Source organism: Xenorhabdus anantnagensis (genome assembly GCF_028598555.1).
GTDB lineage: Bacteria > Pseudomonadota > Gammaproteobacteria > Enterobacterales > Enterobacteriaceae > Xenorhabdus > Xenorhabdus anantnagensis.
The window spans coordinates 13,183-35,218 of the sequence record NZ_JAQRFN010000019.1; the positions used below are offsets into that span (position 1 = coordinate 13,183).

At 46.3% G+C, this 22,036-nt stretch carries 23 protein-coding genes; 5 read left to right on the forward strand and 18 right to left on the reverse strand.

Annotation, left to right across the window (positions count from 1 at the left end):
• Positions 1-30 precede the first annotated feature (30 nt).
• Both PSI14_RS13945 and PSI14_RS13950 read right to left on the reverse strand, forming a co-directional pair.
• Complete coding sequence (locus tag PSI14_RS13945; protein ID WP_273576457.1) at positions 31-1,788, reverse strand: type VI secretion system baseplate subunit TssF; 1,758 nt, start codon at positions 1,786-1,788, stop codon at positions 31-33.
• A 100-nt stretch (positions 1,789-1,888) separates the two neighbouring features.
• Entirely contained in the window at positions 1,889-2,176 is a 288-nt protein-coding gene (locus PSI14_RS13950) for a hypothetical protein (protein WP_273576458.1), read from the reverse strand.
• Between the two features lie 246 nt (positions 2,177-2,422).
• Here PSI14_RS13950 and PSI14_RS13955 point away from each other — a divergent pair, with 246 nt between their 5' ends.
• The 3 genes from PSI14_RS13955 to PSI14_RS13965 all read left to right on the forward strand — a co-directional run bounded on the left by PSI14_RS13955 (position 2,423) and on the right by PSI14_RS13965 (position 4,242).
• Positions 2,423-2,620, forward strand: a complete 198-nt coding sequence (locus PSI14_RS13955) for a hypothetical protein (protein ID WP_273576459.1) — start codon at positions 2,423-2,425, stop codon at positions 2,618-2,620.
• A gap of 227 nt (positions 2,621-2,847) precedes the next feature.
• Positions 2,848-3,717, forward strand: a complete 870-nt coding sequence (locus PSI14_RS13960; RefSeq protein ID WP_273576460.1) for an integrase domain-containing protein — start codon at positions 2,848-2,850, stop codon at positions 3,715-3,717.
• Positions 3,718-3,975: 258 nt separating this feature from the next.
• Positions 3,976-4,242 carry a helix-turn-helix domain-containing protein gene (locus tag PSI14_RS13965; protein ID WP_273576461.1) on the forward strand — a complete coding sequence of 89 codons (267 nt, stop codon included), beginning with the start codon at positions 3,976-3,978 and terminating at the stop codon, positions 4,240-4,242.
• 633 nt (positions 4,243-4,875) lie between these two features.
• On the opposite strand, the gene PSI14_RS13970 is transcribed toward PSI14_RS13965, so the two are convergent.
• The 9 genes from PSI14_RS13970 to PSI14_RS20370 form a co-directional block, all read right to left on the reverse strand.
• A complete protein-coding gene (locus PSI14_RS13970) occupies positions 4,876-5,904 on the reverse strand; it encodes a tyrosine-type recombinase/integrase (RefSeq protein ID WP_273576462.1) in 1,029 nt (342 codons plus the stop codon).
• Between the two features lie 79 nt (positions 5,905-5,983).
• The gene (locus PSI14_RS13975) at positions 5,984-6,997 is read right to left on the reverse strand and encodes a TraI domain-containing protein (protein WP_273576463.1); all 1,014 of its coding nucleotides are present in this window, start codon (positions 6,995-6,997) and stop codon (positions 5,984-5,986) included.
• A 163-nt stretch (positions 6,998-7,160) separates the two neighbouring features.
• Complete coding sequence (locus PSI14_RS13980; RefSeq protein WP_273576464.1) at positions 7,161-7,844, reverse strand: N-6 DNA methylase; 684 nt, start codon at positions 7,842-7,844, stop codon at positions 7,161-7,163.
• 103 nt (positions 7,845-7,947) lie between these two features.
• Positions 7,948-8,871, reverse strand: a complete 924-nt coding sequence (locus tag PSI14_RS13985) for a DUF1281 domain-containing protein (protein ID WP_273576465.1) — start codon at positions 8,869-8,871, stop codon at positions 7,948-7,950.
• Between the two features lie 90 nt (positions 8,872-8,961).
• Positions 8,962-9,225: a TA system toxin CbtA family protein gene (locus tag PSI14_RS13990; protein ID WP_273576466.1), complete on the reverse strand. Its 264-nt coding sequence runs from the start codon at positions 9,223-9,225 to the stop codon at positions 8,962-8,964.
• A 40-nt stretch (positions 9,226-9,265) separates the two neighbouring features.
• A complete protein-coding gene (locus PSI14_RS13995) occupies positions 9,266-9,724 on the reverse strand; it encodes a hypothetical protein (RefSeq protein WP_273576467.1) in 459 nt (152 codons plus the stop codon).
• A complete protein-coding gene (locus tag PSI14_RS14000) occupies positions 9,669-9,836 on the reverse strand; it encodes a hypothetical protein (RefSeq protein WP_273576468.1) in 168 nt (55 codons plus the stop codon). Before PSI14_RS14000 ends, PSI14_RS13995 begins: the two co-directional genes overlap by 56 nt.
• Positions 9,837-9,929: 93 nt before the next feature.
• Positions 9,930-10,391 (reverse strand): antirestriction protein, encoded by a 462-nt coding sequence (locus PSI14_RS14005; RefSeq protein ID WP_273576469.1) that lies wholly within the window; start codon positions 10,389-10,391, stop codon positions 9,930-9,932.
• Positions 10,381-10,800, reverse strand: coding sequence for an antirestriction protein (locus PSI14_RS20370; protein ID WP_442316487.1), 420 nt, complete (start codon positions 10,798-10,800; stop codon positions 10,381-10,383). Before PSI14_RS20370 ends, PSI14_RS14005 begins: the two co-directional genes overlap by 11 nt.
• Here PSI14_RS20370 and PSI14_RS14015 point away from each other — a divergent pair.
• Complete coding sequence (locus PSI14_RS14015; RefSeq protein ID WP_273576521.1) at positions 10,737-10,919, forward strand: hypothetical protein; 183 nt, start codon at positions 10,737-10,739, stop codon at positions 10,917-10,919. The two genes, PSI14_RS20370 and PSI14_RS14015, sit on opposite strands and share 64 nt — an antisense overlap.
• A gap of 768 nt (positions 10,920-11,687) precedes the next feature.
• On the opposite strand, the gene PSI14_RS14020 is transcribed toward PSI14_RS14015, so the two are convergent.
• Genes PSI14_RS14020 through PSI14_RS14040 form a run of 5 tightly spaced genes read right to left on the reverse strand, consistent with a single transcriptional unit; the run spans position 11,688 to position 18,006 of the window.
• A complete protein-coding gene (locus tag PSI14_RS14020; protein WP_273576470.1) occupies positions 11,688-13,601 on the reverse strand; it encodes an AAA family ATPase in 1,914 nt (637 codons plus the stop codon).
• A 44-nt stretch (positions 13,602-13,645) separates the two neighbouring features.
• On the reverse strand, positions 13,646-14,569 hold the full coding sequence (locus PSI14_RS14025; protein ID WP_273576471.1) for a hypothetical protein: 924 nt from the start codon (positions 14,567-14,569) through the stop codon (positions 13,646-13,648).
• Positions 14,566-16,158: an ATP-binding protein gene (locus tag PSI14_RS14030; protein WP_273576472.1), complete on the reverse strand. Its 1,593-nt coding sequence runs from the start codon at positions 16,156-16,158 to the stop codon at positions 14,566-14,568. The genes PSI14_RS14025 and PSI14_RS14030 overlap by 4 nt, the downstream gene beginning before the upstream one ends.
• Positions 16,155-17,282, reverse strand: coding sequence for a DEAD/DEAH box helicase (locus tag PSI14_RS14035; RefSeq protein WP_273576473.1), 1,128 nt, complete (start codon positions 17,280-17,282; stop codon positions 16,155-16,157). Before PSI14_RS14035 ends, PSI14_RS14030 begins: the two co-directional genes overlap by 4 nt.
• Before the next feature lie 34 nt (positions 17,283-17,316).
• Positions 17,317-18,006 carry an SNF2-related protein gene (locus PSI14_RS14040; RefSeq protein ID WP_273576474.1) on the reverse strand — a complete coding sequence of 230 codons (690 nt, stop codon included), beginning with the start codon at positions 18,004-18,006 and terminating at the stop codon, positions 17,317-17,319.
• A gap of 745 nt (positions 18,007-18,751) precedes the next feature.
• Here PSI14_RS14040 and PSI14_RS14045 point away from each other — a divergent pair.
• Entirely contained in the window at positions 18,752-19,216 is a 465-nt protein-coding gene (locus PSI14_RS14045; protein WP_010846357.1) for a very short patch repair endonuclease, read from the forward strand.
• Here the strand turns inward: PSI14_RS14045 and PSI14_RS14050 are convergent.
• On the reverse strand, positions 19,193-20,503 hold the full coding sequence (locus PSI14_RS14050; RefSeq protein WP_273576475.1) for an LlaJI family restriction endonuclease: 1,311 nt from the start codon (positions 20,501-20,503) through the stop codon (positions 19,193-19,195). The two genes, PSI14_RS14045 and PSI14_RS14050, sit on opposite strands and share 24 nt — an antisense overlap.
• A gap of 1 nt (position 20,504) precedes the next feature.
• Positions 20,505-21,980 carry an McrB family protein gene (locus PSI14_RS14055; protein ID WP_273576476.1) on the reverse strand — a complete coding sequence of 492 codons (1,476 nt, stop codon included), beginning with the start codon at positions 21,978-21,980 and terminating at the stop codon, positions 20,505-20,507.
• Between the last annotated feature and the right edge of the window lie 56 nt (positions 21,981-22,036).

The following is a 22,036-nucleotide window of genomic DNA, read 5'->3' on the forward strand; positions in this document are numbered from 1 at the left end:
TTATTCCTTATCGGTTATGACATGCATGCCTTACATGGCCGGGCGTAATCCATCGACATGCCAGAACTGCCATAGCACCTTGTGACTGTCCGGGGTGAAAATCTCCAGCATGACGAACGTGGACTGGCAGATAAAGCAGGCCATCGCCTGATTGATTAACCGGCTGAAACGGTACATCTCGCCGGGCGTACGGTAACAACCGGGATTCAGCGTGAGCGATAACACATACCCACGAACCGGTTGCCCACGCCTTAAGCGGTCAGTCAGGTGCTCTTTTACCTGCACAATGCCGTCAATGTGTTGCTGGAACTGGCGGCTCAGCGGACGGTTGGTCTCGCTATGCGGGTCAAACAGGCGGAGAAACTGTTTCAGGCTGTCGGTGGCAAATAACATCACCGGCGGACTGGAGAGGCAGGATAGCAACGGCCAGACGTTATTTTCCTGTAACAATGGCGAATAATCGGTCACCACCGGAATAATATTCTGCACATCAAAATGGGACGGTGCACTTTCCGGCGTCACGGTAATTACGCCTTGTTCCAGCGTCAGAGCCTGCTCATGGTAGCCGATGAAAGAGCACGAGACAGCAATATCCGGCAGATTGTTTGCCGGATTGCCGGCCAAATCAAAAAAGCACAGCCGGTGCCGGATCCTGCCCAGAAAATCAGATTCAGTCTGGAGCTGGTAGTAAAACGTGTCGGGTTGCGCATCGTCATCGAAAAAACGCTCGGCGGGAACAAACTGCTCAATCGGCAGCCAGTGATAAGGTGCGCCACGCTGCTCACTGTCTTCGGGCTGCACTACCACCTGAACCTCCCGCAGCCGGTACAAGCACACTGATCCGCCCAATGGCAGCGGATAGCGGTGATTGCCGGCTTCCAACCGGACAGGCGGGCTGGTCTGGTTTTCCAGATGGATCGCCGGCACACAACCCAACAAAAATGCTCCCTCGACATCCTCCAGTGGCAATTCGCCCCCGAAACGCAAAATCAGCTCAAACGTGCCATCGTCATTCAGCGGGACCTTTGCGCAACTGCTGCTGATATCCAGCGTGACAAAGTTATAAAGCGCCGGCAACGCATAATATTCCACCAACGGTTGGAGGCCGGAATAGGGACTTTTGGCGCTGGGCAGCAACGGTTCGTCAAGCAAGCCATGCCAGCCATCAGGAAAACTTTTCATTGTTCGCCGCTCACCCTGTGTGTTCAGATTGATATCACAGATATGTTGATCCAGCCACAGGCTGAGCTGGGCGGCGCGCTCCGTATCGGTGCCAAGGAAAAAAGATAAGGCTCCGCTTTGCCAGAAAGAAGACGCCGAACCGGTTTGGCATAGTGTCAGGATGATTTCACTGTGAGTGCCCGTTTTCCTGACTGTGCGCGCCTGTACAATCAGCGGTTCAATCTGCAAAGGACGGCAGGTTTTAAAGTTGATCAACTGCCCGTTAAGGCTGGCAGACACCGATGTACTGATCGGGATCTCGGCAGTGCCCTGATGTTCATCATCCGTGGGCGTAAACTGTACTATCGTCGTCGGTGGAATAGGAGACAGGGCTAACGGCCAGATACGGGAGAGAATACCGTGAACAATTTCGGGCAAATTATCCTCCAGCTTGTCCCGCAGATTGGCAATCAAAAACGCAAAGGCTTCGAAAACACGGGCAATATCAGGGTCATGAGAGGAAACCAGAAACTCAGCCAGATGCGGCGACTCTTTCGCGATGTGCTCAGCCAGCTCTCGCAGGTAAGCGCGCTCTTTTAGATAAAGCGATTCTTTGTTGTTTTTCATTGAATTTAACTTGTGTTTTATCAATTAGGCTTCGGTATCATGCTGAATCTCAGTGAGATAAAATGCATAGCTGAACAGCAAAGCACATTTATTCTACACATTAATCAATCAAATTAATTAACGAATTAAATCCAGTTTTTGGCTGGTGTTGGCAGAATATAGGGGGATTATCGGAATATGCACGGTAATTCAGGCAAAAATCAGGCTGGCAGGTATAGTTAATGGTTTGACTCTCGCCTGTCTGACCGTTAATATCTTTCTCTACAAAAATGATCCCTCGCCTGTCAGGATCGCCTTCGGGTGGCGAATGAAAACTCCCGTAGCCTGCAAGGGAGAGCAAGCATTGCGGTACATCTGCCCACCTTTGGAAGCAGATATTGTCAGACATAAAACCCTTGTCTGGTAATGAAGGTTTCTTAAACTAAAAATACGCCCAAAAGGTGTTTTTATCTTGTCGCCGAAGGGTGTTGAACGTAGGTTCATACACTGACTTTTCAAATCAACATAAATCCTGTTTATCTTCAATGAACAACAGGATGGCTTTTGCGCATCCGTTCATACTTTTATCTATCCCTGTCTGAATTATTCAACAGACAATTTTGTTACCGCTAAACCATTAACGCATGACTACCGTTTGACATTGAATCTGGCGGAGTTTTGCTGTACCCGTTGGTATTTCAACGCTTGCATAGTCTTTGCTGATTGCTCGAAAACTCAAGGCGTCACTTTTTGCGGGTTACCGCTGAAAGTGACGCCGCAGCCAAAGAGTACTACAACCCTGACAGGCTCACGCCTGCTTCACCACGCAGTGAATCTGACACTGCATTTTTAGATTGAAAAAGGAGAACTTGACGATATCGAGGCTGGCTTTTAGCCGGTGGGGATGACCTGTTTATACAGGCGGCAGTACCGCGTACTCAACCGATACCCCGCAATACCTCAACTTGCGTTCACTCTGGCGCACAGATATCGATCAAGGGCAAAGCAGGTTTTTCTGTTTTGCCAGAATGGTCGCGCGCCAGAGATTGCATGTTGTCAGGTATCAATAAGGGGAAGCTGATGAGCCGACTGATTAAGGAATTAAAATTTTTTGCCCGGCAAGGCGGCGGCAGTCATAAAACTTGCCATGATCGCATTCAGATCGCCGAACGTTTGGGCGCGTTGTTATTGAGCCTGAATATTCAGGTTAAAAGCCTTAAGAATTTGAAAGCCAAGCATGTGGAACAGTATGTTGATGCCCGTTTGTCTCAGGGGATTGCCAAGCGAACGGTGCAAAATGAAATGTCCGCACTGCGTAATATTTTCCGCATGGCAGGCCGGAATAAACTGGAAACCTCGCCGCGTTTAAGCAATCGGGCATTGGGACTAAGCGGCACCAGCCGCGCCGGGACGAAGCAGGCGATCCCTGATGCCATATTTCAGGTTATCTATCAGAAAGCGCTTGAACGTGATGCCGGATTTGCTGTCACACTGAAACTTGCCCGTTTGATGGGGCTTCGTTCTCAGGAAGCAGTGCAATGCAGTGCCTCGCTGAAAAGCTGGCGCAAACAGTTAGAGCAACCAGAGCCGAAACTGCATGTTGTTTTCGGTACAAAAGGCGGCCGGCCAAGACAAACCCGCATACTGGATGTAGCAGCGGTGAAAGCGGCTGTCGAACAAGCAATAGCTATTGCAGAACAACGAGGCGGCAGGTTGATTGATAAACCGGATCTCAGACAGGCCATGAACTACTGGCGGGCACAGACCACAAAGATTGGTTTAACTGGTTGCCATTCTCCCCACAGTTTGCGCTATGCGTGGGCGCAGGATGCACTGAGTTTTTACCAACAGAATGGTTTTAGTCGTCAGGAAGCAAGCGCACTGGTTTCAATGGATTTGGGGCATGGTGACAGCCGCGGGCGTTATGTCGAGCGGGTTTATAGCCGTTAAACTTAGTCGTCCGGTTATTGAGTTAAATAAAACAATCAGTTAAAGTATTCCTGCCATTAGCCAAATCTAATGGTCAAGGTTTAGCAGCCTTGAGATCAACCACTGGTAAGGATAGTTTCTTGCCAGTGTGCCTGCGTTCGCCTTTTCTATGGCGGTTCAGGTAGGGGAGGCTTCGGCCTCGCCGGATGTTGATCCCGGTCTGCTAACCCTGTCTGAATCGCCACCATCAATATTAATTAATGGAAAGGGGTAGCAGGAATGAATAACAACATTAGACATGACTGGCATCAGGCCGATATCATCGCAGCATTGCGCAAGCGCGGGACAACCTTAGCAGCGCTCTCCCGTGAGACGGGACTCAGTTCATCAACATTGGCAAATGCACTCAGCAGACAGTGGCCTAAAGGCGAATGGATAATTGCGAACTATCTTGGCATCCATCCCTCAGAAATCTGGCCCAGCCGCTATTTTGATAAACAGGGCCAACTGATTGAGCGTAAAATTCGCAGTAAACCACAGGAATAACCCGCTGTAATTTGTGATCGATGTCGTAAAAATGAATATGTTTTATCTTAAGCCCTGAGCGTGAAATGGCAGCCCGATTTGACCATTTTTAACCCTCACGGCTTTTTTGCTTTAAGATGATTTAAAAGCACACAACTAGCGATATAAATAATAAAAATCAGTCAGATATAGAAGAAAAAGCAAACAAAAAAATCTGGGGGCATTAAAAGGGGCATAAAAGGAAAGTCAGGTTATAGACTTTGACTATTCAACAAGTTATAATGATTTTCGATTCCGCCTCCGGGCACCAAGTTTCCATGCGGGTTTGTCCTAGGTTATTAAATTTCCTGACAAAAGCGCAAAAAAGAATCAATCGTTAATTAAATGTTAAATCCTAATCAGCTCAATTTGTACTGTTTAGTTGAAAAGAACATTTAAGACAAGATAACAGGGTAGCTGTTTTAACAGTTACCCTTTTCTCGTTTAAGGTAATGATTTCAGTAATTGATTCTGATGTCAAGTAAGGTGAAAACTTCACGTGACAGGGGATCGGAATTAGCCATTTTTTCATACCATCGATATTGATGCAGGGCAGTTCACTCACACCTCCACCTCAATCCTGTCTGAGACCTGCCCTGTCTTTTTTACGCCGTTTTATTCATTCTCATCGGCATGCTCATCAACAAAATCAGTATACAACCCCAGTTCCCGTTCCAGCGCTTTGCCCGTCACTTCCATATCAAGATCAATGTATTCCATCGTGGTCGCCACATTACGGTGCCCCAGTAAGCGTTTCACCAGCGGCAGATTACGATCCGGCGATTTCATCAGGGTCGTCGCCAGCGTATGACGAAAACGGTGAGGCGAGACCGCAAAATCACACTCTTTGGACAGCCGGCGAAAGAAAGAACGGAGCTGTTGTTTTTCCCGGTTGATATCGTATTGGTAACGGGAAAGCCGGCTTGGGTGCGGGACACTCAACCGGCTGAGATCGAAAATCGGATCGTGGGCTTTCGCACCGGCAGCGATGGCCCTTTCCACTAATTTTGTCAGCCGGCGTTTAAGCGGCGGAATGATCGGTATTTCCCATTCACTGTGGTTTTTACTGCCTTCCAGCCCCAGTTCAATATAATTGCTGTCCAGATTGATATCCCGCAACCGCAGGTGCAGTAACTGGTTCTGACGCATTCCTGTAAAACGCAATGTCGCCAGCACTGTTGACCAATACCAGGTCGGATACAGGGCACACCGCCCTCCCCGCGGAGTCATCTCGATGCTTTCTTCCTCAGCAAACTTGCCCATCAGCAGATTAATGCGGGTTATCTGCGATTGGCTCAAAATCTTCTTCTTTTTCTTCTCTTTTTTAGCCACGGCGTTATTAAACGGATTTTCGGTGTGAGGCAGCAGTTTTCGCTCTATGCCGAAATTAAAAATCGCCCGCAGATGAGCCACCTTATTATTCCAGGTATGACTCGACTGCTTTTTCTCTACCAGAAGGTGGCGCCGCCATCGCAACACATCCCGGTGAATAACCTGTGCCGGTGATGCGGCTTCTCCCATAAACCGGATAAAACCCCGTGTGACCTTGCGATAACTCCATTCGGTATCCGGGCGCAGGATATGTGAAAAAAAGTACTCTTCTAATAGCTCTTCCCAACTGAGCGTTTCTGCTGTATTCAACATGTTATTTTTTCCTCGGTTCATCCTGCCGTGTCCTGTCCAAAAACAATTCACGGCAATAAAATACAAATAACCCTTTAAATTATTTACCTTTAAATGATGAATGTGGGTAACTGTCAGTGGCAATACTTTCTTTCTCCCGTCCCGGCTGTTTGGTCAGTTTCGGACCGTGATGATGATTTTTCCCCTGATTTTGTGGTGAAGATGCATCCGGTGACTGAAATAAGGACAATAATGTCAGCGTATCGTCAGAGGGAGCGGTGGGCGGTGGCGTTATGTTACTGGCGGGAGTCCGCACTGTCGTTTCCGGCACAGGGTTGTCTTCAGTAGAGAACACGGTCTCCGTCACCGGTTTCACCTGCAAAGGGGAATGGAGCTGTCCGGCCGCATCCTGAAGCAAGGTATCTATCAGCGGAACGCTGGAAGGACGGCCATTGAGATGCTGCATCAGACAGTGCCAGACCTCCGGTACCGTCACCAGCCACATCATGGCTTTTTCCGGTAACAGACAGGCGGCCAGCAACACTTCCTGCGGAGCCGGCGGTATGTTCTCCGAGGCGCGGAAACGGAAACGAAACGGTTTGTCGGGAATACCGATGCCCGGTTGCCAGACCTGCCCGTCTTCCAGTTCCCCTTCGAGTTGCCGCAACAACGGCAGGTGGTAAAACAACGCCGCCCAGAACACCACCGCCTGCCATAAGACCCCTTGTGCGGCCTGCGTTTCCGGTGCCACACCCGGCGGTAACAAATGTCCCTTCGCTAACCGCACGGCACAGGTGGTAAATTGCAGTGTCAGGTCAGCAAATCCGCCACGGCCTGACCACTTCCCTTCCGGGGCGGCGGGTATCTGCTGAACACTGCCCAGCAGTTGTTTAATCGGGGCGAGATAAAAACGCTGGTACAACCCTTCAGGCAGCGTACTGTTTTGCCATAATTGTTGCAGGCACTGATGGCGCAAGGGCGTTGCCAGCAACGCCTCCACTGATTGTGGCCGGAAATAGTCCCCGTTATCACAGGCCCCGCTCGTTTTTTGCCCTGATGATTTTTTCTGTAATGCCGGCGAGCGGGTAAAATGCGATTTAAAACGTGTAAACATCACTTTTCTCCTTGTCAAATTTGGCTCAGTGTCGGTCAATCCCACGCTGAAACAAGGCGAAACTCTTTTTGCGAAAATGAAAATTGTTTGTATGACTTACCCATAAACGTAAAAAAGCGCCCCGAAAGGCGCAGTCGTGAAACAAAGAAGATGCAAACAGAAATCAGGCCGCCGGGTCATAGGCCTGCAAACGTTGCGACCAGTTGCCCAGATAATGAGCCGGTGTGTAGCGGGTTCGTTGGCTGCCACCATCATGCAGAGCATCACCAATTGTGACCGCCGCCGGAATACCGGCCAGGGAAAGCTGGATATAGGCCATCACCGCTGCCAGCGGATCGATATCAATCGCAGACACCCACATACTGGACAACGGATCATGTCCCTGCTCTCTTAATACCTCTGCGGCTGCCAGCATCATACAGGCTGCACCACAGCAAGGTTCGTGGAAAGTGACAAAGGGTCGGGTCTGCAACAAGTCAGACACCTCATGCAACTGCAATTGTGCCATGACTCTGGCCACACTCCAGGGCGTAAAGAACTGCTGAAGTTCCTTATTGCCCAGCTCCAGTTGCATAAACACGCTGCCGAGAAAATCACCGGGTGCTTCCGACAATGCCAGCACGGTCATCGAAAAAAGTTCCACAATCCGGTCAATATCTTCCCGTTCGTATTTGTTGATGGTTTTCAGATAGAACTGCTCGAGTTCCTCACTGAAACAGTATTTATTGTGAATGGCGGCCATTGCACAGTTGCAAAAATCCTGAAAAACCCGATAACGGTTACGGTAACGGGCGGTTTGTTTAAACAATGAAATAAAGTCTTTCTGGTAGTCAGAGCCAGAAGCCATAGCGTGTTTTCCTGATAAAAAAGGAAAACACGCCCCGACAGGGGGAACGTGTTTCCCTTGTCGGTTGAGGTGAAAATAAGTGGATGCTGCGTTGAACAAAGAATTACTGGCCGACGGCCATCGCCGGTAGTGCCAGTGCCGGTTCGGTTTTGTCTCCGTTAACCAGATACAGGGCCGGACGGTTTTCGTGTCCTACCTGCCCGTTATGACTGTCCACATGTTCACCCTGGTCATAACAATCATAGCCTTTTAACTGACCTGATGGTTCGCTGTACCAGTGGCGGATTTCACAGTCAAACACTGATGACAGCCCGCCCATCAGTTCCGCCGAAGGCGGTACCCATGGAGTGTCAAAACGCACGGTTAAGCTGCTGACATGGCGCCTTTCCCAGCGGACATGATGACCGAACGGCCATTCCAGCCCATAGTGCTCATCGTAGAACTGCACCGTGGAGGCCATCCCTTTCAGTAAACCACTGTTGCCGTTAATTTCCGTGGCCAATCGGGTCGGTCGTATCATCAGCATATCGCACGGCTGGGCCGAGGTCGGATAAACCGACAGCTTCTCCCAGCACACGCCGATATCAAGGTTGTCTGACCAGCTCACCACGCCGAACCAGTCAGTGTACTGACGGGTCAGCAGGTGGGCAATCATGTCACGCGCTGATGCCGGTATAGTCTCCCAGCGCAGCAGGCTTAAGCCCGACTGGCGGTAGATACTGTCAATCCGCTTCATATTTTCGGCGGTTAACAACACATTATCCTGCAACAACGCCAGCCACTGTTCAAACGCGAGATTCTGCGCGGTCGGCGCTGCCGTGCCCCGAATCAGTTCCGGATACGGTGTGTAAATGAGGGGCTTGGTGGGTTTTAATATCCCCGCACAGCCGGCCAGAAACAGGCGCAGGCTCTGTAATACCGCCTGACGGTAACGGGGGACTTCTTCTCCGCAGACCCATTGCTGCATCACATCGAGACACACGGATTTGCCCGTAACTTCCAGTTGATTAGTGACCCATTCTGCCATGTTAAGTTCCTTTGATTTTTAAGTTTAAAAACCGGAGAAACTGTTCCCCCACGGGAGTCAGTTCCCCCGATGGGTGATTGAAGAAAAGTGTCAGTTGAAATCCCGTCTGAAAATATCGGCAACCTGACTGTCGACAATGACCATCAGCTCGTCATGCATGCCCAGATACGGTGTACTACCTGATATTTCAGACGCATTCATGCGGGTTAAATCGTATTTATTCCCCCGTTCATTGATGGCATCAGACGGCCGGATGCCACTGGCGATATGTTCGGTTACCGTTTCGGTTTCACACAATGCCGTGTCATTCAGGCTCAGACCAAAATGACGTTTCAGCAACGCGGCGGCAATCATCTGCCAGACGGTTAAACGTCAGGCTTCCAGGGTGACACCATCAAACGCTGACCGTTGCGCTATGCCGGAGAATATCCTGCACTTCGTGATGATAGTGGTAATCGGGTGAAATCATATGCAGTGACAACAAATTCGCCTCCTGCCACAAAACGTGGGCTGCCTGCGGATCCTGCCAGCTCAGCTCAACGGTGGCCGCCTGACATAACTGCTGTTGTTTTCGTTCCAGTGACAAACGTTCTGACGTCAGTGTAACCGGCTGCGCCCAGACGATCTCGTCATAAAAGCGCCCCCCGAGCACACTGTTATCTTTGGCGTCATATATCATCACCGTCAGGGGAAAAAAGGCGCGTCGATACTGACCCGATGAGATTTCCGGTATCGGCCAGTCACCCAGCAAATGGATGACTTTCAATCGTTGTACCGCTTCGGTGATGGAGGCAGTTTCACACACGGTCAGGATTTTCTCTTGCAGCGATTGCGGTCGGTGAGGATGCTGCATCAGGCCGGTGACCTGCACCGTAAAAATGGCTTCCTGCGACGCCGGTGTCGTGCTCTCCGGCGCAGGTAAAAAAATCGGGTTCATGGTGTGGCTCTCCTTGATTTGACGTCAATAAAAGACAACACCCACCCAATACAGGAAGGTGTTGTCGGCTCCCCAGTCAGGCGCTAAAGAAAAGGGTTAACAGCCTCATCGACTGATAACGTCAGTGGTGATGATGGTTGTTATGGATAAGTGACGAGCTGATGATGTCCTCTTTGGGCTGCATCGCCAGTACCGCACGTAGCAGCCCAGTTTCCGGGTGGTGCAGCGCGTATTCCCGCAGTTCGCAGAACCGGAACGCATCCGCATTCGGTTCATCCAACTCAGCGATACGGGCAAACACAATCGCGGTGACGGCCAGACCAAACGCATCCGCAGACAGCGTGGCCGTCAATGTCGTCTCCGGCAGATAAACCGAATAGGTTTTTGCCGCGGTGGGGATCATATACGTCAGGGAATCAGACACGTTCCGGCTGCGCCACTGCTCAGGACGATATTCACCACACAACTGTGAGGCGGTATTCGCCAGCAGGAATCCCAGAAACAACCGTTCCAGTGGCGTTTTATCGGGAAACACGACCGACAGGGCCAGGCTGTCCAGCAGCATCAGTTCATTATCCGGCATCACGTGCTCCCTTTAAACCCAGGGCCGCCCGGATACACTGAGCCTGAGGATGTTGCCGCGCATATTCACGCAGGGCGTAAAATCGCTCAGCGTACCCGTCCAGCTTCATCAGGTCAGTCAGGTAACTTAATACGCTCAGGGTCACCATCAGCCCAAAGGCATCGGCGGAGACTTCACCCTTAAAATCCGTCGTACTCACGTTGACCACCGACGTATCCAACAGTACCGGCACGATATAGGCGATACGGTCTGACACCTTCCGGTACTGCCATCGGTCACACCGGTCATCGTCACACAGCCCGGCAGCCGCTTTAATGAACGTGTGCTCCAGCAACATCAGTTCCAGTGAACCGGTGTGAGGAAAAATTTCAGCAAAAGGGGATAATTCAGCTGGGGGCACAGTGTGCACCGTGGCCGGGGGGGTATGTTGTTGCATGGTATTCTCCTGATAAAAACAACGGAGAACACCTGACCCAATGGGAAATGTGTTCCCCGTTGGGTGACTGGCCGGTTGGCCATCATGGATAAGATTAAGCGACCTTCATCGTCATCAGACTGACGATATCTGCTTCCAAAGGGGCGCAGATGTACCACACCGTAGTGTACTCCCTTGCAGGCTACAGGAGTGTTGCTGTCGCTGCCCGAAGGTGATCCTCACAAGCGACCGGATCATGGATAAGTCTGACTACGCTAATAAACAGAAATCATCAGGTCAATGGGTAATTCATTTTCCGGGAAAAAAATAATGTCAGGAGTGCGACGGAATTTTTGGGGCGTCAGGGAGAAACTGTCAATACGCCGTGACCCGTTCAAGCCGTGTGGTCTAACACGTTTATGCCCCAAAATGTGTTACACACTACTCCTGTTAAAAAAGTTGAACTGGATAAGATCACCTAGTAAATTTAATGACTAATTAAAAGAGTTAATAAGAAAGAATAAACTAATTGGCTCTATGATGCATAACCGAAACATAACGTAAGTTTTCATTATAACAATGTGTTAAGTTAAGTCGGCTAGGGCACGATTAAATTTGACGGTCGGCTATGAGCGAGAAGCGGACTGATCCGCTTATCCCAGCATTTGCTCAGACGGCTTTCCGTCAGCAGCAAAAAGATATCGCGGACACTCATTTTAAAATATCCAGTATTACAACTGAGTGTTAGCCAAACCTTTTAATTGGCTTTACCGTGGGAATACATAATAAAGCTATTCATCGCAGGTAGGGCACTAGCTCTGTATATGAGGCTAATATTATGTAGATAGGGAATATCGGCTGATTTCATCTTGCGAAGCCCCTTAATCACCGACTCTTGTTCCGGCAGCTTCCAGCTTTGCTTCTACGGATGAACAAAAAACAGCCTCATCGTTGCTGAAAGCAGCAGACAGGTGACCAAAAGTCTTGTATTTGTATGAAAATAGTTTCTGGTGGCCGAAATGTCTCAGGAGATCATCCCAGAGGTAGATGAAAAGCTTTCCGTTCAATGAGGCTTTTGTCTTTTCCCCGCCTGCCAGTTCATTTGCGTTCAGGAAGAAAGGTCCAATCAGACGATCTTCAGCTATGTCACATTCGACAAGTGTTTCATTGATAACTTTTGCAAAATCAGGCCATCTGACCACATATTTCCCAGTCTGAGTCGTGAGTGTAATATCTGTCTGCGGGATATCCGGATTTGAAAAGTCTATCGGCAGATACTCGAAACTCCAACGGCGTTTGAATGCAGTATCAAGTGGCATGACAGCCTGATCACTACTGTTCATTGTTGCTAGTAAAGACAGATTTGACGGAATTTCAAGCTTATCTAGTACAGGACATCCCAGTGAAATTAGTTCACTGTTTATATAATCAAGCATATCCGGATCAGTAGCATCTATTCTGTAGGTACTCTCGCCGTTTGCATTTCTGTCCAGTAGCTGGAAAAGCTCACCGAAAACAGCCGCTGCAGAAGCTCGGTTAATCTCTTCGATGATCAGGCAGACAGGTCTGTCCGGACGGGATTTCGCCAGTATGAGCGAACTGGTAAACGGGCCTGGTCTGAACTGGTAAGTGATCACGGCTGCGCCTGTATCGTTCCTGTCCGTTTTCGGTTTCAGTGCACCGGTAAAATCATTGTGCTGTGTGTCCGCATGAAAAACGGTGACTACCTTCTCTGCATCGGCACTCATATATTCATGAACTCTGTGGCTTTTGCCGGTACCGGGAGCACCGTAAAATATTCTGTTTGTTCCTCCTGTGACTGCCGGACCAGTGGCAACCGATCTGGCCGAGGACTCAAAGAAAAATAAACCGTCTTTTTTCCGGATACTCATGCCGGACCATATAGCGGACACCAGACCAGATATTTTGTCGAGAGATTCAGCAGTATCCAGGAGCCCCTTCTTGATAAAGACATATTTTTCTAGGAGGACGGAATAGTGGACCGGGGTTTCTACATATTGTTCATTGCCACTTAATGCCCGTGGACGGAGAAGCAAGGCTCTTCCAATACCGCCCCAATCAATAAATTCAGCATTAGTATCATTACCCAGCAATGAATCTATCTTCCCTTCCCAACCTAAAGAAGATAAAATTCTGAGCAACAGCCCATCACCATCCGGTGCACTGAATAAATACGGAATACAGGATGAGTATCTTCCGGATAGATATTCATACTCTTCTTTTTGGTTGGAAAACATATAGATAATCTTACCAAGGAGTATTGAGCTGTTGTCTGGTACAGGCAATGTTTTCAGTATGATTGATATTACAAAATCTTCGATTGTTCTGTATTTTTTTCCCTTATTCTGATCACTGTTTATTATATTTTTTGCTTCAAGCCTTTCATGCTTATCTTTGAATAATTTTAAAAAATTCTCTCTACTGTATGTATCCAGTGAAGAAATCTCCTGCCTGGTTGGAGTGCCATTGACAATCATATTGTCAAAATCTGCAGCAGATATTGTACTGGATACCTCAGCGAATATATTCATGTAACTGTTGAGTAAATTCATGAAAGGTCGCATTTTCAGCGCATACAGAAAATAATGACAGGGCAAATAACAGTGATTTCCATTTGCTCTGATATCCATCCTTGCCGAGTGCTCAAACATAGTCAGATTTAATGATGAAAATACATTTTTTGCTTTTTCATCGAATGCAATTTCATCGAATTGCCATGCCGATTCAGGCTCGGTTTTAAACCAGTTACCTACCATTTTCAGTTCTGAAAGCATAATTTATCTCTTGCACTCGTAAAAAAATCCGGACCAGATACAGGTTAGTCATATTCGAGCCACAGACTTCTGGATATAGTCTGCCGTAGGTTTTCAATGAATTTTTTACTCTGGTCAGAGAACTGTACGTTTTCATATTGGCCCATAAAGAAAAGGAATTCAGCCAGAGCGTTACACTGTTCCTCTGTCAGATGCCTTATCACAGGATGATCCTTGTTGAGAATAATAAAATGATCATCCCCGTAACCCGGTTCCCACAATGAACCATCGGCTGTTTTACCCAGACGGATATCAAAATCAGTGAAAGAAGGTGCTATCACTCTGAGTTTTGGCAAGTATCCACCTTTTCCCGAAAACAATATTCGGAACTCAAGCAGCGCATTGAATATGATGGCAAGTGCATCACTGAATCCGGATCTGTATATGTTGTACCTGTCAGCAATGATGTTGCCAAACATGTCCGTATTGTCCTGCCCCACAGATTCGCACTCCGGAATCCCGGTCATCAGTTTTTTTATCTCTGATGGAATGAACAGCCGTGCATATTTTTTGCCTTGGTGAATAAGCGCTGTGGAAACACTACTGGCCGAGAATTCAAAATCCTCCAGACCGAGAAGTTCCGCGGCCTCATAGGCCATACGGACAATTTTGCAGTTTGATGGCAGATTTTCAGTGATCCAGTCATTCAATTCAGCATTCTGTTTTGCCAGTTCTCCTTTGGGGAGGTCAGCCACAGCAATACCAAGGGTATTCTCAAATGAGACTTTGTTGCTAAAGACAGCAGCACTGGCAGCTACCTGATAAATAAAATCGGTAACAATCATATCGGACTCATTGAAAATACGGTTGAACAGATCAATAGGCAAAGGAATCCTGTTCTGCCAGAAAATAAGTCCATCCACCCGATAACTGGCATTTTTGTCATGAAGATAGCGTTTGAAATCCGCCAGATCGTATTGATAGTTCATTCAGAATCCTCGTCCAGATCGGGCAACTCAGAACTGAGGTAACGCAGAGTCTGACTGACTTTATACCTGAGACCTTTCAATGTATGCTGGTTGGTTTCCGAATATTCACCGTGCTCAGCGTTCGCAAGACTCCACAAGAGCATATCAAGTGCTTTTATTGCTTCAACATTGTCTTTACATACATTGTACATTCTCAGGAAATAGGGATGTGATTTTCCCAGAGTTACACAGGTATTGCCTTCTTTGTCACAGGATGGCTCCCACAGATTGTCACCTAATAAAGAGTTTTCCTCATGCACCCTGACAGTTTTGTCATCATAGACTCGGATATCTTTAATTACTGCCGGTTTAATCTGGTTCTCGTTCCGGATGGTTACAGTATCACCGTCAACCCTGATATCAGAATTTTTGGTATGTGTTTTTTGCTTATCTATTGCATTATCAGCAGGACCGTGGGCACGCTCGGTTTTAGCTATCGCAGTTTTCGACTGGGTACGGAGTAGTTCCTGTCTCCATGGAGCGATCAGACTTTTCAGTTCATTACGGATTTCGATAGGTATGATGACCCTGCTCTTGCGGAAATCAATACTGAAGATATCGTCAAGCTCATGGGTAAAATCCAGTTCCACGCGCAGACGAGTAATTTTACTTTCCTTTTTATACATCCGGTGTGGCCAGCCATCGTTCCAGATTAACCGACCTTCACGATAGATATAAAAACCCTGGTTATCCAGACCATAGCGTACGGATTTCTTCTCTTGTTTGGTCAGATCATTCTCAGTCGGTATCAGGCTCCCCTTGATTGAGAAAGAATATTTATTTCCGTTGAAGTCCACATGTATATTTTTTTCCTTGAGAAGTTGGGAACGGACTCCATCCTTGGTAACCAGATTGCTGCATAAAGGATCCCATCCCTCGAGTTTTATCTCCGGAGTATCTGCAACCTTCATTGAAATTGATATAATTCCGGAGGCCAGATATTTGAAGAATACTGCACTCAGTTCTGAGGAAAGTGCGTTTCCGAGCTCCTTAATCTGATTAAGGGCCTGTTTATCGCTGCCTGGTTTGATCAGTCGATCAATATTTTCCCAGATAATCATGGTACCGGACGTTCCGGAGAACTCTTTCAGTGCTTCAAAATCGTCGTAATAGTCGTTTTCATCCGGAGTCTCAAGCTCCCATCGATCTTTTTCCCGGATAGTATCCAGATCCCAGCTCCGGCCGGCCTGCGTCCCATTTTTCTGGGATAATACAACAAGCCGCCGACAAAATGCTGTAGATGCAGTTTTCAGTCCCATCCCGAACTTGCCCAGAGACTTCGGATTGGAGCGTTTTTCAGAGCCATACCGCATGGCATTCTTCAGCTCCTCCTCTGTCATTCCGTCACCGTTGTCGGTAATAACCACTCGAAAGTCCCCCATCAGATAGCTGAGCTCGATCGAGATCTTTGTCGCATTCGCTGCAATGGCATTGTCGACAATGTCGGCAAAAGCAGCTTTTTCGCTGTATCCGGTGTCACGCAAACTTTCGACCAGTCTGGCCGCTGAAGGACGGAAATCATCTTCCTGCAATTCATTTTTCTGAGTCATTTTTTTAATAATTCCAAATATTCCAGCATCAGCTGTTTGTCTGTTTCTTTACAGTCGGCCACAGTAACCACCTGATCGCTGAGTTGCTGCTTCAGACGTATCCGCTCATCAATCATCTCTTCGATTGTGTCTGCGTAATACATATAATACACGCTGACAACCGATTTCTGTCCGTTTCTCCAGGCTCTCGCTGTTGCCTGTGCTTCAAGAGCAGGGTTCCATTGTCTGCTGTAGTGGATTACATTGGTGGCAGCGGTAATATTCAGTCCCATGCCGGCTGTTCTGGGATGGAGGATAAGTACATCGAATCCGGATGACGCAGAAAATCTGTCTATAAGCGGCTGACGCTCATCATTCGGAGTACGCCCGTCAATGACACCGGAACTGATCCCGAATTGCTCTTTGACTGCGGACCGGATCAGGTCAATCGCTTTCTGGAATGTGGCAAATATAATTACCTTTTCTCCGGATTGTGCTATTCCGTCCAGTTCCATCATCAGCAATTCGAACTTGGCACTATGGAGTGTCAGTGATTTGATATCATGGGATATTGATGAATCAAGCAGGGCGGGATGCGCAGTAAACTGCTGCAGTTTGATTATCAGCGGAAGAATTCCCCCTCCGCCATTTGCTGCGTCCTGTTGCATCTCGGCAATGATGGAAGTATAGGTATCCCATTCTTTCTGGTTAGGAGAGACAGCTCTGTGGATATCCAATTTATCCGGAAGCTGGGTCAGAACATCTTTTTTCATTCTTCTCAGTGTTATCTGCCGCAAGCTTGACTCCAGCTCCCGGAGATCAGTGCTTAATGTCTCGGACAGTTGAGTATGGACATACCGGGATCTGAATTGCTGTTCAGATCCAAGGAAATCCGGAAATACCAAGTCACTGAGAGCCCATGCATCCAGCAGACTGTTTTCAACCGGTGTCCCTGACATGGCAATTGCAGCACCGGTATCCAGTCGCCTTGCTGCGAGTGATCGCCCTGAACGGGGATTTTTCAGCATACTTGCTTCATCGAACAGAACGAGATCGAAAGGAATCTCCTCCAGCATAGCGATATCTGACGTTAGTACGGTGTAAGGAGTAATAATAATGTTGTGTTCGGACAGAACTGAACTCAAACCGCTCCTGTCGGACCCATAATGGAGAAACGGTTTAAGACCGGGAGCGAAAAAAAACAAACTCACGGATCCAGTTAGCCAATAACGGATTAGGTACCACAACAAGAATCTTACCTGTCGGATTATGTTCCAGTACATCACAGCACAGCGCAATAACCTGCGCGGTTTTACCCAACCCCATATCATCAGCAAGAATAGTACCGACTCCATTTGCTGCACAGAAAGTTAACCATGCAACGCCCTCCTTTTGATAAGGGTAGAGCTCACGGACAAAGAGTTTTTCGTGACAGATTTTCTTGCTCTGTTTTTCTCTCAGCTGATTAATGAGAGCCGATGGAAATGCATCAATCAGGCCTTCACCATATAATTGACGGAGCAGCTTCAACAATCCGGAGAGGCGTAGTTCTCCGCAGGCAGAAAACGTGTATTCCCTGAGCCTGTCGCTGACGAAATATATCCTTTTTTTATCGGCGATAAAATAGCCTGATTGCACCAGGGAATTCACCTGATTAGAATCAAGCTTTATTTCCCTGAAATATAATGTAAAAAAAGGAGATGGTTCCAGATGGAACTCGAATTCCAGCTCTGCCGGACGTTTGGATACGATAAGTGTGAGCTCGCAGCCATCCATCTCTGCTGTGAACTTTCCTAGTTTAAAGAGTATATCAGGCTTCACACGATGCCCATCAAGTTCAACCAGTCCGTTATTTATTGAATAAATCATTCCGTTTCCCGTAACAGGGTTATGGTTAACCTTTACCTGCTCACCAGAGCAATTCTAATATTGTAGTCAAGTTTACGAAACCTGATGTATTTGTAAATCTATTAAATTGTGAATCGCAGCGGATAATCCAAGGTATGTTGGTGTTTTGTGAGGGAAGTTTGAGCAACATGATGATCTGGCATCATTGTCTTCGCGAAAAAAAGATTACCCAGCCCATCATGCCAAGGACGCCAAGGACGCCAAGGACGCCAAGGACAATGTTATCAAAACTCTTATGTAATGAACCAGCGGTATTGATGCAACAAAATGGATGTATTAACAACAAAAAAGCACATTATCTGACGGTTGAAGGGATCCTTTACCAAATGAGAACAGGATATCCGTGACGGAATTTACCCGATGAATTAGGAAAATGAATGAACGCTTAAACATTTCCCTCGTCATGGATTGCAGAATGCCGAAGATACGATGTTTGCCCAATCAAATCAGCAATAAACTCTTCATGGGGTGGTGGGAATCAGGTAAATGATTGGGCGATTATATAATGCAATAAAGTCTTAGTACCAATTGGAGAAACAGGCCCTGAAACACAAAATAAAGGATCGTTTTGTATTACATTGTCCTGTCTTATCACTATAACTACTTTTTAACCATTGAGATTATTACCTCTACACCAAAATCATTGCGTATTATTCGATCACTAATGGCGTGATTTCGTGTACCCATTACCATACCGGAGTAATAATTGGACGTTCATGATAAAGAAACCCGCTCCAGGAATATGAAAGCTATCAGAAACAGGGATACCAAGCCTGAACTGGCAGTGAGGAAACTTTTGCACCGGAATGGCTTCAGGTTCAGGATATCCCCGGGAAAATTACCGGGTAAACCCGATATCTGGATGGCCAAATGGAATGTTGCAATATTCATTAATGGTTGTTTCTGGCATATGCACGAATGTGAAAAATTCCGACTTCCGAATTCGAGGCAGGAATTCTGGCAAAAAAAGTTAAATTCAAACAAGATACGGGATCGGATAAAAATTGAAGAGCTCAAGTCCAAAGGAATACGAATACTTACTATATGGGAATGTGCTCTGACAGGAAAAGGTAAGCTGAGTGACACCATTTTACTTATCCTTTTCAAAACCTGGCTACTCAGTGGTAAGACTGAGTCAGAGATTGACTCAGGAGGGCTGACTGTCTGTTAATGATAAATTTATAATTTTTTGACTCAATTCACGTAGTGGTATCCCCTGGGAATAATGACTCAGTAGCTCGATAGGGTCCTGATAAATACAGAGAATAGGAGGATAGTCGCTATCCAGACAGTCTTCTTTTCTATACTTTCCTTTCAATCCCTTGGTTGCCATGTGTACCGATTCTATATTTCCCTTGATTCCCGGAAATACGAATACGTTTATAACACTTTTTGCTTCTTTTTCAATAAGAAGCATTGCTTTCGCATAATAAAACTGTTTAACAATATCAGACAATTTAGGGGCGGTTGCTACATTTCTGGCTTCATAATATTTTGCATCAATAATAACGTATTTATTTTCATCGGGGTGTCTGAGTACCGTATCTGTTCTGTGTCCCTTGGATGAAGCGAGTATATAATCACCTGATACTTTATACACAGGTGCAGTAAGTCGATGATTTACCTTTTCTGTATGTAATAGGCAGGTATCCAGCATCCTTTCCCATAATCCGTGGCATTCGCGGATTCCTATAACCATATTATTGTTAATATCTCCGCTTTCTTTTTTCAGATACTGAATAAGGTTTTTAAGAAGAAATATATCGCGGTCAGAGTAGGCAGTATGAAGTTCCTGTATCAGCAGACTTATTTGTACCTCTTTTGAAACAGAAGGAGGCGGTATATGAGACAGCTTCTGAATTATAGCGCCAGGATTCGGGAAAGTAATCCAACCTATACTCAGACATAAGCTACGGATAATCTGCGCATGTATCCGCGATATATCACAATCGTGAATAACCTGTTTTTTGGTTCCATATATTTCAGGATAAAATATATCATCCCCGACCACAAAAGAAGGCATCCTGCTGATGGTTTTACTCCAGTCAGTCTTACCATTATTACGGAACGTAAGGCGTACACGGCGGGAATACAGACCATTAACAGCATAATCATTAATCAGCGATATGAACAGGCTTAAACTATCGCTTCCTATAATACCATTTCCCTCATCTGCAGTTTCAGTGGCAGAATCGGCTGCTTGTTTATAACGATGTATTGACCGGAGAAGACTACGGGCTATTTCCTCTTTACTTGCATTATCTTTTACTTCGCTGTTTCTGGGAAGGAAAATAGCCGTTTTCCCTTCATAAAAAACCAAACCACAAAAATGAATATTCGTGGTTCCCGTTGGTATCAGTCCGTTATATCTCAGTGAATAATTCAGACTTTCCGGCAGTTTGCTGACAGCACACCGATCATTAAAAAAACTGAAATGAAAATCAGGATTATCCTTCATCTTATTCTGTTTCTTCCTGTTTTTCAACATTTTTCTCTGCCGCATCTAAAAATACTGTGTCAAGTTCTTCTGTAAAAACAGAACCGCCATTACGGAATAAATCTACCAGTTCGCCAAAAGTATTACATTGTTCTGTATTAAATATATCCTCACGCGACCCATGCCTTAAAACATCATCCCACAGGTAAACAAATAGTTTCCCGCAAAGAGTATTTTTAGCTGTATGATCATCTGACAGTTCGTCATCAGATAAAAATCTGTGTCCGAGTAAGCGGTCTTCCGGGATCTGAAGTTTTTTTAATTTATTGTTTATTATCTCAGCAAATGCTCTCCAGGACACTCTGATAATATCATTTGTGTTTCCCGTTGTTACAGGTATCAGAAGTGAACCGGGCGTAGAACGGGCATAATCAATTGGAATATACTCGAAGTTCCACCTGCGCTTAAATGCTGTATCCATGGGCATCACAGCCTGATCACTACTGTTCATCGTCGCAATAATTGATAAATTAGGAGGTAACACCAACGAACTGACTGGTTCTGACAACTCTCCATTTATATAAGCCAGCATATCGGGATCGGCAATGTCAATTTTATATTGACTGCTCCCGTCAGCTTTTCTGTCCAACAACTGGAAAAGCTCTCCGAATACAGCGGCAGCAGGAGCACGGTTTAACTCTTCAATGACCAGATATACAGCTTTGTTTTGATCTTTGTATCTACAGGCTTCAATAAAAGCTCTGGTGAACGGGCCGGGACGAAACTCGTAAGTAATTCTTACGTTTCCGGATTCATCTTTTGTTGTTCTGGGTTTTAGTGCCCCGACAAAATCAGTATATTGTGTATCAGGATGAAATACTGTTCTGAAGCAGATACCATTCCTCACGACAGTGTCAACTTTATAGCTTTTACCCGTTCCCGGAGCACCATAGTAGATTTTATTGAATCCTGTATTTCCATCAGATACCATGTCGGTATTGTCATCTGGCAGACTCAAATCACTTTCTCCTGTCATTGATAAAGACGCTATATAAGATTTTTCATCAGCTACTTGTGAGCGAAGATAGTTTAATGTATTTTCCAGATAATCATGGTTCAGATACATTACCTTATCTTCAAATGGTTGTTTTAACTGGTTAGCTGTATAGATAATTTTATTAATCAGATTAAACAGCGGCAATGTCTGAACTGTTGAAAGTGCATTGACAACTGCATCATTGATGTAATTGTGGAATCGATCCCTCCACGTACGTTCAATATAATGGTTGTCAGGTTCAAATTCAGAAAGATTACTCTGAATGTCTTCAATCACAGTAATCATCTGATTCAGAGATATAAAGAAATATTTTCTCTCTCCTCCTCTTCTGCCTGTATTAGAAAAAGTAAACCCCGGAGAAACCGAACTGTAGCGGACAGTCATGTCACTGTTCAGTTGTTGACATTCATGAACAAACGAATCGATAGGTTGTTTATACATAAGATTCCATTGCACCATTGCGTGTTTATATATACAGTGATATTATCCCGGGATTA